Origin of the sequence: Lelliottia sp. RWM.1 (genome assembly GCF_016859735.1) — a bacterium.
GTDB lineage: Bacteria > Pseudomonadota > Gammaproteobacteria > Enterobacterales > Enterobacteriaceae > Enterobacter.
On record NZ_WLVC01000065.1, the window covers coordinates 1 to 14,968 of the forward strand.

The 14,968-nt window shown below is 42.5% G+C and carries 9 protein-coding genes and 1 pseudogene; 1 reads left to right on the forward strand and 9 read right to left on the reverse strand.

Features of this window, described 5'->3' with window-relative positions; translation table 11 throughout:
• Positions 1 to 850: pseudogene (trhI, locus tag GF617_RS24950) on the reverse strand (IncHI-type conjugal transfer helicase TrhI); the annotation flags it as partial.
• A gap of 179 nt (positions 851 to 1,029) precedes the next feature.
• Between trhI and GF617_RS24955 the strand changes: the two are divergent.
• Positions 1,030 to 1,902, forward strand: coding sequence for a hypothetical protein (locus GF617_RS24955; RefSeq protein WP_000771834.1), 873 nt, complete (start codon positions 1,030 to 1,032; stop codon positions 1,900 to 1,902).
• Positions 1,903 to 1,930: 28 nt separating this feature from the next.
• Here GF617_RS24955 and trhN read toward each other — a convergent pair whose 3' ends face one another.
• The 8 genes from trhN to hdtA all read right to left on the reverse strand — a co-directional run bounded on the left by trhN (position 1,931) and on the right by hdtA (position 14,480).
• On the reverse strand, positions 1,931 to 5,119 hold the full coding sequence (gene trhN, locus GF617_RS24960; protein WP_000776701.1) for an IncHI-type conjugal transfer protein TrhN: 3,189 nt from the start codon (positions 5,117 to 5,119) through the stop codon (positions 1,931 to 1,933).
• 18 nt (positions 5,120 to 5,137) lie between these two features.
• The gene (gene trhU, locus GF617_RS24965; protein ID WP_181231580.1) at positions 5,138 to 6,193 is read right to left on the reverse strand and encodes an IncHI-type conjugal transfer protein TrhU; all 1,056 of its coding nucleotides are present in this window, start codon (positions 6,191 to 6,193) and stop codon (positions 5,138 to 5,140) included.
• Between the two features lie 144 nt (positions 6,194 to 6,337).
• On the reverse strand, positions 6,338 to 7,849 hold the full coding sequence (locus GF617_RS24970; protein WP_001256132.1) for a TrbC family F-type conjugative pilus assembly protein: 1,512 nt from the start codon (positions 7,847 to 7,849) through the stop codon (positions 6,338 to 6,340).
• On the reverse strand, positions 7,836 to 8,348 hold the full coding sequence (gene trhF / locus GF617_RS24975) for an IncHI-type conjugal transfer protein TrhF (RefSeq protein ID WP_001286760.1): 513 nt from the start codon (positions 8,346 to 8,348) through the stop codon (positions 7,836 to 7,838). The genes GF617_RS24970 and trhF overlap by 14 nt, the downstream gene beginning before the upstream one ends.
• 277 nt (positions 8,349 to 8,625) lie before the next feature.
• On the reverse strand, positions 8,626 to 12,930 hold the full coding sequence (gene rsp, locus GF617_RS24980) for an IncHI-type conjugal transfer protein RSP (protein ID WP_001232109.1): 4,305 nt from the start codon (positions 12,928 to 12,930) through the stop codon (positions 8,626 to 8,628).
• Positions 12,931 to 13,049: 119 nt separating this feature from the next.
• Positions 13,050 to 13,604, reverse strand: a complete 555-nt coding sequence (locus GF617_RS24985; RefSeq protein ID WP_000235773.1) for a plasmid transfer protein — start codon at positions 13,602 to 13,604, stop codon at positions 13,050 to 13,052.
• Positions 13,605 to 13,612: 8 nt separating this feature from the next.
• Entirely contained in the window at positions 13,613 to 14,038 is a 426-nt protein-coding gene (locus GF617_RS24990; RefSeq protein WP_000836981.1) for a hypothetical protein, read from the reverse strand.
• On the reverse strand, positions 14,028 to 14,480 hold the full coding sequence (gene hdtA, locus GF617_RS24995; protein WP_000952689.1) for a H transfer determinant A: 453 nt from the start codon (positions 14,478 to 14,480) through the stop codon (positions 14,028 to 14,030). Before hdtA ends, GF617_RS24990 begins: the two co-directional genes overlap by 11 nt.
• Positions 14,481 to 14,968 lie beyond the last annotated feature (488 nt).

Consider the following 14,968-nt stretch of genomic DNA (forward strand, 5'->3'; position numbering starts at 1 on the left):
CGGCCCAGATCCGCGAAATTTTAATCAGCGAGTCAGCTTGGGAAGAAATGACCTGCTTATTCGCACCTTCCCTAAAGCATGTGTTTAAGTAAAATATGTTAGGTCTGAAGTGTTTTTCAAACTGTTGAAATATTTTGACTCCTCCTGAGGATCTGAAGGAGTAGATGGCCTGATCATCGTCTCCAACTATACTCGTATAGACTCCAGCTCTTGTATGCAATGCTATCCATGAGAATTGTATAGAGTCAGTATCCTGAACTTCGTCTACTATCAAATGTGTCAAATCTAACGTGCGCATTTTTCCCGAATGCATTTGACCGACAACAAATTTTGAAAGAGCATTGAGGTCCGCCACATGGTCTTTCTGGCATAACGCCTGATAGGTATTAAACAAATGGATCTGTTGTCTGTTATGCCGAACTGAAATCACATCCGTATCCATTTCTCTGCCGATAGCATCAATAACGAATTCAGCTTCAGCAAACTTCATCGTTACACCGGATTCTTTCAAAGCCCGGTGAATGACAGATCTCTGTGCTGGCCCTATCAACATCTTTCCCGGCCAGCGAATCATGTCCAGTTGCTTCTTAACGAGTCCGTGAAAAGTATCCACCAGCACCCGGTCAAGATCCTTCTTGCTCAATCGCTTTTGTAACTTTGCTGCAAGTGCGTTTGTTGCAGCGCGAGTAAAGGTCACCATCCCGATTCTTGCATATGGATACTTTTTGAGAATCGATATAACCGCTTCTATCATGGTGAACGATTTGCCTGATCCAGGCGCTGCTATCACCATATTGTTTGCGCTAGCATTCTCGATAACAGGTCTTTGCTCTTCTGTTGGCTTACCCATTTCAACCTCATTACTTCGTTTTAATAATTATACATTTTTATAAAAGCGCTTTTCTTGTGTACTGCTGGTTCTACTGGAAATCACTTTTTTTCCTTTTTTATGCAATCAGGTTGTTTGTGAAACGCGTGACTATGGAATAATGGTTCCATCTCCAAAAGACATTACAAAAAGGGCTTTAAATGAAACTTTTACGTTTAGTATCTCTGGTCTCTTCTGTCGTCATTGGTTTTTCCCTATCGGGTTGTGCCGGTGACACCGGCACTACGCCAGGCACCGCTCTGAATGCGTACAGTCACGGCCAGTACTGGCATGCTAATGCAAATGATTCTGTCGCCAAGAATGCCTATTCGTTTGCTGGTTTCGACGTTAATTTTAAGGAGCAAGAGGTTACTCCTGGAGGGGATGCCGACAACTTTCTTTCTAAGTATCTCATCAATAGTTCGATGGGCTACGTAACAGGCGGTCTAAAAGGTTTTGGGATCATGAGCCTCAGCTCTTTGTACAGTTCTTCTGACGCCGAATACATCCAGGTCAATCAATACCTAGTGTTCGTCCCCAATCCAAAAAAATTGCCTTACAATGATGAAAGTTTGGTACGTGAGGGAGCTAAGTATGTTTTTGAGCATACAAAAGCAACTCAGGCCTCATTTGGATACAACCCTGAAAAACAGAAAGCAGCTCTGGCCACATGTAAAATTGATATGGCAGTCGTCAATAAATGGAGTACCTGTGATCTGCCCTCTAAGCCTGATGCTGATGTTTTCCCTACAGATTCAATGTACAGCTTTCAGGCGATTCGCCCCGCAACAGGAACCGAAATTCCTGAGCTAAACCTTCCCGCTGGTGATTACGCTGTAATTCGTTATGTGTTCATCCCATTTAAAGGAAACGAAACAAGCGCTGATTTTTCGGGTATCATTTTCCGTTCTGATAGCCCAAATACAACAACTCCAGGGGGTGTTGCAGCCTCCATCAACGGAAAAGATTATTACCTCTTTACCGGTGAATACGGTAAAAAAGGCTTCCCAGAAAAAACATTGAAAGCCAAGTAATTAAAAAAGGGGCCTAACGGCCCCTTCTTCAATATTTCGGCAACTGCTTGCCCGTAACCGGATCCAGCGTAGTTGAACCTACCTCACATATGGCCGGTCGAGGTAAATAGCTACAATCTACATTTTCCTCTTTTATAGCCTGAGCATTTTCTTGTCTGGCCTTTATCATATTTTCTTCACCGCCCATTGCTTCCTTGGTACGTTCTGATGGAAGTTGATAGTTCTCATTCTGGAATGGTAAGTTTTCCACAATTGATTCTTCGGAGAATTTTGAATATTGATCAGGAACTTCTCCTACCTGAACTGCATCATTAATCCACTCCGTCAGATCAATTTTATCGAAATCCAGTTGCTGTATTTGCTTTATTGATAGCCCCACGCAATTAGAGGCGACAGGGTCTATTCCTAATTGCGGATAAGCTTGTTGCATAATAACGCGTGACAACATGGAATTATAACAGCACATGTCTGTTGCTTTTTTAACGCATTTCTTTGTGAAACCAACATTCAGATATTTGACGCATCGTTCCGTATCTAATGTAAAACAGGATTTTTGATTCTTATGAATAGAAGCTTCCATCTCTTTCTGGTCGCATGCTACCAACATTTCTAAAAGCATTTTAGTGACCTGATAGGCTGTATAAATCCAACCGATCACGTTTAATGCAAGCATAAAGTTTTGAACCGCAGCCGAGAAGACAACCTCTCCTCCGGTAGTAGCAACGTTCTTAAAGACAAAGTCACGAACTGTATCTGGTAGCAATTCGTAGGCTTTCTTCATTGCCATCTGCTTAAGCTGACCTATACCGAAGCTGGACATTGTTTCCTGTGCCAACTGGCCAGCACCTCCTGCCCCTCCAGAAGTTGCGGAAGACCCAACTGCCCTGCTTAGATTACCAGCGACGTTTTCATATACGCTCGTTAAGGAGCTCGTGACGTTGTTCCACATTTGCCCTACTGTTTTACCAGCTGATGCAGTCCACTCTCCGACCGCATTAGACATAGAAGCCCATGTACCTGTATCACCGCCGGTCCATTTTATTAGCTGAGCATTAACTCTGGTCCAGTTTGTGTTTCTGATCATAGATCCGGCAAGCATGATACCTTCAAGTGCTCCTGCGGTTCCCTGTGGTGCTTCGCAGCAGTCCGTCTTTGCCAGGCCATTTACAAAGCCTACTGAACGACCACACCATTCAGGTTTTCCTTCAAAGACGGAACATGAATTGGCATCGTTAGGGTCTTCGCATTTGGCTTCGCCCTGCATGTACTGAACCATGTTTGAATAAGCCGCAACTTTTCCAAAATCGTTGTTCTCTTCCTTTGGCCCAGTTTCGCATGTTCCACCTGAACATGGGATCATGCCAACACAGGCATTTGTAGAAGATTCAACCTCCCGAACTACATCCTTCCCTCTGTCACAGGTGTATTTCTGTTCATACATGTAGCAACTGTTAGTGCCCTCATCGAACCAACCCTCTGCACATGTTTGTTTATCGAGTACACATGCTGCATCATTTTTATAAGCACTACATGCATCAGGCATACTCTTTATTTCTTCATAGTTGTAACAGAGGTCCTTTCCATTAGCGTCTTTCATAATTTTTCCACTAGCGTCATAAGAGCAAATTTTGTCTTTGGCCAATGGATCACAAAAGTAGCCTTCAAGGTTTGTCTTCCAGGTAAGAAATCCTTTATCACCTTCATACAGAGGCTTTGCCAATGAAAGCACGCTTTCCGGAAGCCGTTTTGTGCCAACATCCATATCTTTAAACCGATCGAAACGGCAGAATGTATTCGGAGCTTGTACAGCATCGTAACAACCAGCTGGTTCCTGGACGTGCTTATCTTCGAGCTTCATATTTTCAAAAGTCAGCTCAACCTCAAAATACCCTTCACCCTTCCCACCAACCCATACTCTGGATGCCATTGTCACTTCTCGATCAGGCTCCTCATACACCGATTTTCTGACCTTATCAGTCACATCGTAAACCTTGTCGAGTTTCCACGATTTTTTTAACTCCCAAGATCCCTTAGGAGCCGGATAGTCACTTTCTCGATATGCACCATCTATGTGAGCAAAAATCTGCGTGCCATCAAGTGTTACCCGCATGTGGTCATCCCACTCCGCGTTAACAATCTTTGCTGAGGCCAATTTTGCATCCGGATGGAATTTTAATGTCAGTTCGTTATCATATACCCCGTCACTCCAGTAGTTGTCATCACGGCGACCAAACCATATACGCACACAATTATCGCCGCACATCGACATGTCTCCGTTTCCGCCTGAAATGTAAACAGGGACTGAAAAATCACGGGTTATCGTGCAGCTGCTGAAGTTATCTTGCTTAGGCGAGTTACAGTAGAACTCTTTGTAATCAGGATAGTGTGTGGTTACTGTTTTTTTAGAGGTCTCAACATTACAGTTCTGAAGCCAGTTTCCAGTACCAGCAACAGCATTTGTTATCTCATTTCTCCCCGCAGTAAACATGGGATCGTTAGGCTTTATAGATGATGCCGGGTTGTCCTTGTTAGCATTTACGAGGGTGCGGTAGGCAACGCCATCATAACTTTGAGCATCAAATAACTGGCTTTTCCGATTCTTTATATCGTTTACAAAGCCATCCTCATCCCCATAACGATCTGCGGCATTGAACTTAATATCGCTGTGCTTTTGCTCTGAGCTGAAAATCTCTCCGGTATTTGTTTTGGTTCCAGGAGTAGTATTGGGATTACTGCTTATACCAATGTTGCCATTAGCATCCCGAGAGAGCAGCTTTGCCCCTTCCTTGGTATAGTTTGAATTGATTGTCCCTCCAGACATACTCGGCAGTTGTACGGCGCTACCAATGGACTTTCCATCGGATGCGGCATTTTTCATGACACTTTCATTTGAGTTCCCTGCCCCATACTTTCCGAGATTAAGATTAGCGGATTCGGCTTTACCCACGTATTTCTCGGTGATCTTCCCACTGACATTCTCGCCTGAATCCGCATTCTTGTACTTCTCAACAATGTCCTGAGCACTGGTTGTCGCATTGCGATTTGCGTTAGGATTAGCAAGATTAAAGTTACTTTCGAGCTGGTCAAATATAGCGTCTGCCGCATAAATACGAGGAGTCATTACCATATTTATGAGAGAGATATAAAAAGCCCAACTCATAGTATTGGCAATCATTGATGCAATAATAGTTGAAGCTATCGTTTTTCTAAGTTTCATTATTTTTACCCTTAGAAATCAAGCGCCTGGTATATATCTGACGCAACAGTCATTGTAACGCCACAACATATAGACATAATTATCATTGCCTATTTTTTTGCGCCCACCTTTAAGGGTTGACCAGTCATGTACCGAATCACCAAGACGATGACAGCAATCCGGCCCTTTCGCCTCAGGAGTTGGGAAAAGCATTGAAAGCCGATACTGGGAACGAGGTGTAAAGTATTCCCACGTTTTCTCACACATTGCGTCTGCTCCCATCGTTCGCATCAGCATTCCCTGGCGATGTAGTTTAGTCAGAAGACGCTGGGTTATCAGTGAACTCGTCCTTACAGCGTCATCATTTGCGTAAATGTGGCCGGTTAATGGATAAAGGTTGCCATCGCATCCGGCACAAAAGTATGCAGCGAGATTATCCTTTCCTGCTGTTACTGCTACACAGTCAGCAGCGCACACCATTGAGGCAATTGGGTTTGCAAAAACTACTGCCTCTGGATTCAGGACGAGTGTAAGCAGATCACTTTCCCACATAGGGTCCACTTCGCTTATATAGGTCAGGCTGGCATCTATATAGGGTTCAGCAGTGCACTCGCCAATAATCAGTAATTTGAGCATTGTCATGATTGGGAACTCCCAAAGATGAACATCGTAAAATCCGGCTTCAGTTGCTGTCATTGGCTGATTTGTGTTGCTTTTACCAATATCAAACTGCGATTTTTGAAGCATCGTGCCTTCAAGAAAGGGGCTGCACCAGGGGCTCTTTACAACTTCTACAATCTTCACCGGCTGAAAGAAGCTCAATTGCCAACCTATTTCCGGTACGCCGTTCTGATCTGTGCAGTAGCAACCCGGACGTGAAGGAGCAGCGCCTTCTGGAGCTGCCCCTATGCCCATTATCCTCATGGGAAAAATGCAGCTCCAACAGATATTCTTAATCAAGCCCTGCCACACTCCAGCTGACTGACACATAGCCCCAGGGACTCCAGCATCTGCTGCCATAGCCATACCCGGTATAGAAAGCGAAAGCATAACTGCTACAATGAACTCTAAAAGTAACTTTTTGAATTTTTTCACCATCATGCTCACTTGGATGTAATAAATGTTGCAACACTTTCGATATAGTCGACGGCTTTGGTAAAATAACTTCTCATCTGGTCCGGATAATTTAGCGTCAGCCATGTTGCAAAGAGAGCGCCTATAATAAATCCGAGTTTCATCTTATTTTTCCTCTGAAAGATTTGGGGCTCCGATACCACGGACTTCTGCCTCGCTAAACAGGGTGATCCGGAATTTATCTTGGTCAGTAGTTATAAGCGCAGGTGTGTTTTTAATCTGAAAGCGTGAGATGATCTGTTCGTTAACTTTAAACACCTTACCGTTAAATTTTTCACGTAAATCATTTAGGTGATCCCATCCATTATCTTTTTGGATACGGGTAAACATTGGCATTACTTTTCCACTACCCAGACGTTGTCGATACTGCTGCTCAGCCCATACCAGCTGGCCCGGATTGAGTGGATCGAAAATTATCATCGTCAGGTTTTGAGGAAATCTCGAAAGTGGATTAATCAACTCACCGGCGGAAGCTATTACACGGCCCTGCTTATCTTTTACGTCCTGAGTGACCCTCACTGTAGGGTCAATTAAAAATTCTTTGTGTTCCTGGGCAGGAGGGAGGTCGACCATCCATTGATTTTTCCATGTGTCAGAAACGGCCCTTTTTTTTGCACCTTCCCAGTCATATTTTTGTGCACGTTCTTCCAGTTCTTTAATGATGCTCTTTTCTTCAACGGGATAAGTGGTACCAGCAACCGGGAAAATATCCTGATCGGGTTTTTTAGCAAGTTCTCGCTGAAAAAACTCAACGTTGAAGGAGCCTACCATTTTTGCAAAACGAGCTTGCTCCCTAGAAATAATTGTCGGTACTTGAGTTACTTGATACTGACTGAAGCTATCAGGATCAATTGTAATCAAAGGAGATTCAAATTTTCCTTTGACAATCATTTGGTTTATTGCTGCCTGTGTCTCTGGTAGCCGAGTAGTTCCTTTCTTTAGACCATTGAAAACTACACGAGCTTTATGCTCTGAGGCCGTACGTAGAAGGTCTTCCAGTACATAATCCGGCAAGCTAAATGAAGCAAAGATCGTTATTCCATTTTCAGTTGATAGTGCTTCTTCACGTGTGCTATCCATTTTTCTTTCGAAGTCAGCAGCTGTGATGCCCGAGGAACCAAACAATTTTTCGATATTTTTAGATTGTCCTCGCATGACTTCCGGCTTATTTTCCACAGCTTTCAGAGCCGCTTCATTAAGGCTGGCGTTTTCTTGAATTTCATCACGTCTTCTAATTATATCGTTGACAGCTTCAGAGTTATTACTTTGGGCCCTGATAGCCTGGGTATGGTCTATAACTGCTTGAACACTATCCGCATTCATACCGGGGACGTAACCACGGTTTATTTGCTTGCTCAGGTCCTGGTTTTTTTGGAGTGCTTCAGCTTGCGCTATGTACTTCTGCACATCTGGTGATTTTAGCGTAGCATCAAGGCTAAGAGCCCCATCTGGCTGCTGTGCACCTTTAGCCTGTGCCCCAAGCCCTTTTGCTTGCTGAGCGATTAGGTCAGCATCATGTTGATACTCAGTGCTTGCATTTGTATTACTTAAAACTGCACATAACGCAAGTCCAGGAAGTATTGGTAAATATTTTTTATTTACATTAAAAGATCGCATATGTTTTCCCAATTACTGAATTCAGCTTTACTGTTCCCCAAAAACGGGAATCCCATGAGTGATCGGTTTGCCCAATTAGGAAAACTTCGCCTTCAGGAATTATCAATTCTTTTTCAATCAAAATGGACGGAATATTGTATTTCTTCGAAATACGACGTGCATTAGCTTCAAAAAATTTGTCCCCGTTATAAACCCCATCCATTGTTACTTTAAGTTTGTCACCGCCCACACCGGCAACAATTTTTATGACTCGTTCATTTTCTGGGATAAAACGTACCGATTTCGGCATGTTAAATGCTATGAGTTCACCAGTTTTAATACTTTTATCCGAATGATCAATCATATAAAAATCAGCAGGCAGGCACCCATTCAATAAACCGTATCCAAATGTATAACGGGTGAAAAAGACACACATAACGAGAATCAGCAATAAAATATTAAGGGGGACATACCAATCCAGTATAAGCAGCCCTCTCTTTTTAGGTATGTAGTCGCTCATATTTTTCTCACTGGCACTGAAGAATATTTTTACTAGGCAGATGCACCTCTATCCAAGTAATTATTATCCATGTTTTTCAACGCTCGGAAGTCTGCAAACCAACCTAATATTCACCTATAAGAATGTTAATTCCTCAGCATGTATACGCAGCTTTGTTAGCGGCCATGAAAGATGCCTTTGGAGCAAAGTTACTTTCCGACATTAATTTTTCAAAGGTCCAATTATTGGGTATAAAAAAGCCGGGACATAATGTCCCGGCTTTATATTTAAAAATTAACTACTCACTGCTTGGTATTGATACAGTGTTTTCAGACTTACTTGCCTCTTCAGCCGGTCCGAAAACTGTCACGTGCTGTGTTGCAAAGTCTCCACTATCATCATAAGCAATTACTTTTATGTCCTGCTTACCACGGTTAAGGTTTTTAGAAAGTGTAGCCGTACTACCGAAAACGTTCCTTAATTCGCCGTTGATGAACCATTCATATCTAACCATTTTTCCATCAGTATCATCACATTTATTGGTAAAGCTCCAGCTTAGGTTGGTTTCCGTGTAGCTCAATGTACAATTAGGCACTGCGTTTTTAACGACATCAAACTCAACAGATGCTGAACCTCTCTGTCCAAGTTTACTAACAACATCAATTGTAATCTCGTATTTCTTTTCTTTTAAACCCGAGATCAGTTGAGCCCAATAATTTTTGCCGCTGGGTATTACTTCACCGTTCACCTTGTATGTGACCGTATCTATCGAGTCCGCCGAATGAGATAGCTTGATGTTTGACCTTAAGGTTACATCGAGTGGAGCTCTCATATATTTGTTAGAGAACTTGGGTGTCATCTCAACGTTCATTGGCGTTTGTTCATCGACAACAAAGGTATTTTCGATACGCTGTTCATTGTTTCGGTTATCTTTGAAAACAACCATCAATGTATATTTGCCAGGATTTTCAATTGTAAATTCTTTGGTGTCACCTTCATCTTTAGTGATTACCAGATTCTCTTTGTCGTAGATCCATTCACGGGAATAAGTAACACCAGGATAGTCTCCATCCTTAATACCGCTCAACGCAACGCGTAGGGTGGTCGGTGCCATGTCGTATTTAAGTTTGGAGCTTATTTTCATCTCGGGAAATTTATAAACCCACGATTTGACAGAAACTCTACGGGTAGAAACCGTATTCTCCTTATTGTCCGCTAACCATGCACTGTATTCAAAAGCAGCATATCCCTGTTTATCCAACATTTGCTCAGTAAGGGTAACAGACAGTGAAGAGCCCTTAAATGTCTGGCCATCCGGTGTTTTCCATTCTTCAACTACGTTATTACCATTCTGGTACTTACTGTTAGGGTTCGTGAACTTACCTTCCAAAGTAACTTTTTGACCAACCTCTACCTTTGAAACCCCCGTTACCGAGACAGAAAGGCGCTTGGGTTTTGCGGCTGCCAACCGAGCAGACGTTTCCTTCCATGAAGACTCCTCTGCCAGTTCATCGGAATCAAGGTAACGCATCCGGGCATAAATCGTAGACGGTAGGGTATCAGCTGAAGCCACAGTGTAAGTTGTATCTCCCTGCACCCAGTTGACTTTATCCTCTGACCAGAGAACCTCAGCGGTGCCTGCTGGTATAGGTTCATCGTTATCAAGCAGGGTTACAGGTATATCTGAGCCCTGAAGAATGTCTGTAACATCTATACTGAGCTTAGGCTGCTTGTAGGTAACTACCGTTAAGGCATCTGTGTAGGAAATCTTGGATGTGAATTTATTAGTCATTTTTGCCCTATAAAGCCACTTTCCTACTTCTGTCTTTTTGATACTTACACTTCTCTTTCCGGTCATGTCGGAAAGCATGGTCCAGGTTTGACCATTATCAGAGGACTGCTGCCATTCGGTGGGGGCGAGTGCATCAGAGTTAGCCGTACTGGCAGATTTGAAGCTTACCAGAGTACTAAGTGGGATCCTTCCGATAATAAGGCTTTTCGACAGGTTACCCTCCAGTTCCTCACCTTTATAGATTCGAATGCCTACAGCACTGGTCTCACGTTTCATTTCAAAATCAGAGAATGGCGATCTGACCTTAGCCACACCAACCAGACGCATATTACCCAGATCCATATTTTCAATTTTAATCTTGGTTTCGACAATGCCCGCATCATTGACCGGCAATGCTTCAGTCAGCGCAGTTCTTTCGTATGTAGTTTTATAACGGCCTGTTTCTGGATCTTTGCCGTATACACTTTTTTGAGAGTATATCGTGACGTCCCATTCTCCCATTGTTTTACGGTCAAATGCACTTTTACGTGTGGAGTTGTTATAACGCCCCACTGTTACCTTTAAGGGCACTTCAAGAGATGTGGCTGTTTTTTTGTCATCCACTTCCATCGATGCTCGAATATTGAAATCAGGCACCGTATATACGTTGAGGGTGTCTGTAGTTCTTAATTCTGGATCCTTTGAGTATTCTACAGCTATGTCAAAGACGTTCTTTGTCCACAATGGTGCAGCAGCAACCTTGACCCTTTGTACAAAGGTCGTTGCATCGTTGTTTGAGGAACGATTTTTAAATGACGTTTTGACAGCCTCAGAGCCGTTTTGAGAGACGATCATCGTAACGTCAGCTGGTACCACCTTCGCTAATATTCGAGCGGCCTCCCCCCCGGTCGTATAAGCCAGAGCAGTGTTCGGATTGATGCCTGCTATGACTTTATTCTTTTTGTAAGAGATGATCGGGTTGTATGGTAATTGTGTGGTCAGAGTACGGCGATTCCTTGCGGAAACCGCTTTAGAGCCCTTCCCGTTAATCATATAGACTTGATAGTCGAGCAGATTCTCACCTGTTTTATTAAAGAATCCAGTTAGACCCGGGGTACGTCCTTTAAAATAGAACTCCAACCCATCAGGGACATTGTTCCACTGAGGGTAGCATGCTGTAACATCTGATTTTTCCCCATACCAGGCGAGGTAAGCATTCGCATTTTCCTCTGTGGTAAACAGAGTGCATTTATCACCAGCTGTTTGACTAAGCAGGTCCGTATACTGACGTACGCGCGAGTAAAGAGTTACGTTTTTTTCCAGATTCTTAAGAGTGAATCCAGTAGGTTGATAAGTGAACACGGTACTGAAATTTACGTTTTTTCCATAAAGGTTTTCAGCCACCACAGTAATCTCGTGATCCGAATTAACTGCTAAATCGTCTCCAACCGGCAGGTAGTAAATACCTTTATAATTTGTAGGTGTTAACGAAACTACTTTGTTGTCTATTGTTACTGATTTTATGTCAGCAACCCCAGCCTGCCCCTGGAAAGCTGCAACGATAATCTCGTTCAGGAAGTATACGGGTGCTCGTTTAGTTAATACCTGCCCATCTTTGAGAACCATAAGCGTTGGGTTATCAGACAGCATCAGTTTGCTTTCAGGCTCAGTGTACGTAGAAGAGTTTTTGCTCGTATTTTCTACTGTAAAAGTCGCTGCGTAGGACCCGTTTATAAGATCCGTTAAGTCAAAGATATAGAGGTACTCATCACCGACTTTTTGAGGTCCACTTACCGGCTGTAAAGTTCTACGTAAAGGGGTTGCCCAGGACTGTTTGAAATCAATCTCAGTGCCATCATCTAAAGTCACTTTAGTCGTCGGCTTAAACACGCCATCCGGAGTCATAGTGAGCGACATAGCTGTTGGGAGCCACCATTCACCTTCTGTTTCTTGCTGGGGTACCTTAACGGCCACAGCAACGGTTTTGGCTCCGGTATAGATGTCCTGGCCACCTACTTTGATTGTTTTAGCCTCATCGGTAAAATTCCAAAGTGTATGGTCTACTACAGGAGGCCGATAATCCCAGTTAACAACAAGCTTTTTGGATTCAGGAGGTGCGAAATAATTATTCTTAGAGTTTGCTGTAATTGTGATATCACGTGAACCCAAAAGTTCATCTGTATCACTGGCCTTAATGCTTCCAACTTCAATGGTACAGGAAGTTCCGCCAATAGGTACTTCACAGGCGGAGCCTGAACCTATTGAGATGTATTGAATATAATTGCGGGGTTCAACAGAAACAGCGATATCTTTGATCGCTTCATCCTTTAAATACGATTTGAAAGAAAAGCCGTCATAGACTAATCCGTTCAGGGATGATTTAAGACCGGTGATAGTTGGTTTTACCGGTGCCACACTTTTGATTGAATATTCACCTTTTACTATTTCAACTTTTTTCCGTTCAGAACCAGAGAAGTAAGAAATCTTGTAAGGTAGTTTTAAATCACCGGTGGTGTTGGGAACGCCTGAAAGAGTGAAGCCGTTAGAAGTTAATCCCAAGGTATTGGGTAACCACTCGAAAAAACAAACGAGGTTATCAACAGAGGAAGTCGCTCGATCATCAACCGTTACATTACAGGCTGTGCCTGCACCTGAGGCAGTGATAGTGTTAGAATTAACGTATGCAACAAAGTCGCCCGGCCCCGGGTCAAAGGATACGGCTGGCAAATCAGCCTGTAGCTTTCCTGAAATCATAATCGCTTCAGCATAGACCGCTTTAATCGGAGCAATTAAAGAAAACAACAGGGCTAAACCTAAACCTGATTTTCTCATGACGAATACCTGTTTTTCTGAGCAAAATTAAACTCACTTTACGATGAAAAACAGAAATATCCGTTCGTATAACATTTAAAAAAACCTGTATTTTTCCGTATATTCCGTATGTTAATGCGCTATTTTGAATTCTTGGCTTCAGATAAGCGAAGCGCGGTAATTATAGACTCGGAGCTTACCCAGGGCGTTTTTTGAGCAAGATATCCAAGTATGTAGAGGCCAATTTTAACGCAATCCATTTGTGAGACGGGGACCATGTGCATGAAGGGTTTTAAGCCATCTTTATCGACTGGAACTATCCCTGCGGATAACAACAAACCGCCCCTCTCGTTTGGGGTAACGCTTATATTTTTGTATACGACGTGGCCATGATGTGAGGTTTTCCTCTTATCAATCTTTAAAGTATGCATGATTCTAAGAAATACAGATGCCATCTGCATAACTTCATTCGTCGACAATTTTAGAAGTACAGAACGGTTTGAGCCCCAGTCATAATCTTTTTTTGCGTTCCTTGGAGCGACGTGCAATGTAAGATAATAATTATCAATCTCATTTGAAAAAGGTGAAGGTTTTGATGAGCTAACATCTTCATTGTTCATCTCAATGACAAGGGCTGCATCCTGACCAAATGCTTTAACATTATGGTTTTTAAGAGCGAAGTCTGAAGTTGCCATATAAAAAGTCACTTTTGATAAAACCACATACCGCCTAATGATTCATCATCGGCAAGATGCTTGAAATTTGATAGTGTAAATCCTGTTTTGGTTTCAGAAATCACCAGGCTGTAAGATGCCGTATGTACAAGGCGAGAATTGTTTAGATCAAGATCATCACAAAAACCAGGGCTTTTGACGGGGTCAGCCTTTTCAACAAAAGTTACTTTTGAAGCGATGCCGTTGATCACGATTTTCTCGTTATCAGCAATTTTAATGTTTAAAGAAGGCGAGCTTTTATCACATGGCAGGAAGAGTGATGTCTTTTTAAATGTGTTTCCAGTGAAGTCCAAAAGGTCAGGTTTAACCGGAACATTGTTTAGGATTTTATAAACTCCAGCAAATGCACATAACACAACAAAACCAGATAAAACATATCTAATCTTAGACTTCATCCCCCAGTTCCTCTCCTAAAAGTTTTAACGCGCTTACGCACATAAGCCTCAACTGATACAGTAAGTTATCAGCGGTTATTCCACCAACGAAGGTAACTGTACGTCGTATTGATGCTCCGCCAGGCTCGCACTGGATATGGCCAATACCAGAATCACGGAGGAAGTCATTTTCTGCACTTACAAGGTCTGACTCTACAGGTGGAATGATAACTTCAATGAGTATTGTATCAACTGGGGCCCACTCCCAATCGAACTTAAGAGAGGAAATTGGGGATATAGAAACAAGAAGCTCATCAATATTAAAAATTACGGGTTTTATTCCCATAACCTCAGACTGAATGAAGTGGCTTTCTACCATAACTACCGGAAACTCTGAAATAGTCAGAACTCCGATTAACTGGTCTCGGCGTAAACCATGTATTAGTGAGTTGCGAGATAGCATTCGATCAGCCTTTATTATAATAATCAATCATTTGGGACAAGGACAAAAGGGATTACAGAAACGAAGATTCTACATGAACATCGTTGTCAGTGACCTTAGGTCCATCGGGTATAAGGGTATCAAAAAATCCTTACATAACCATTAAACCACAAAGACTTTTTACGTAAAATAATAATTAAGTACCAGATTTATTAAGATAATTCTTAGGTTTTTTACAAATTTAGGAAAAATCCGCACTTCCTGTAACAGCATCCAAATTAACCTAAAATACCGTTTCATTAACAGTAATTTTACAGATTCAGCTGAAGCCTGAGTTTATTATAACAAAAAAAAGGCCAGCAAGTATGCTGGCTTTCCTGGTAAGACAAGTTGAACTCAGAAGTCGATTGTACTGTCTCTCACCTATCTTGCGGCTTTGTTGAATAAATCGAACTTTTGCTGAGTTGAAGGATCAGATCACGCATCTTCCCGACAACGCAGACCGTTCC

Bases quoted from the DNA above. Each gene is read 5' to 3' on its own strand.
- hdtA (WP_000952689.1), bottom strand. From the start codon at position 14,480: ATGCTATCTCGCAACTCACTAATACATGGTTTACGCCGAGACCAGTTA.
- GF617_RS24970 (WP_001256132.1), bottom strand. From the start codon at position 7,849: ATGCGATCTTTTAATGTAAATAAAAAATATTTACCAATACTTCCTGGA.
- trhN (WP_000776701.1), bottom strand. From the start codon at position 5,119: ATGAAACTTAGAAAAACGATAGCTTCAACTATTATTGCATCAATGATT.
- trhF (WP_001286760.1), bottom strand. From the start codon at position 8,348: ATGAGCGACTACATACCTAAAAAGAGAGGGCTGCTTATACTGGATTGG.
- GF617_RS24955 (WP_000771834.1), top strand. From the start codon at position 1,030: ATGAAACTTTTACGTTTAGTATCTCTGGTCTCTTCTGTCGTCATTGGT.
- GF617_RS24985 (WP_000235773.1), bottom strand. From the start codon at position 13,604: ATGGCAACTTCAGACTTCGCTCTTAAAAACCATAATGTTAAAGCATTT.
- rsp (WP_001232109.1), bottom strand. From the start codon at position 12,930: ATGAGAAAATCAGGTTTAGGTTTAGCCCTGTTGTTTTCTTTAATTGCT.
- GF617_RS24990 (WP_000836981.1), bottom strand. From the start codon at position 14,038: ATGAAGTCTAAGATTAGATATGTTTTATCTGGTTTTGTTGTGTTATGT.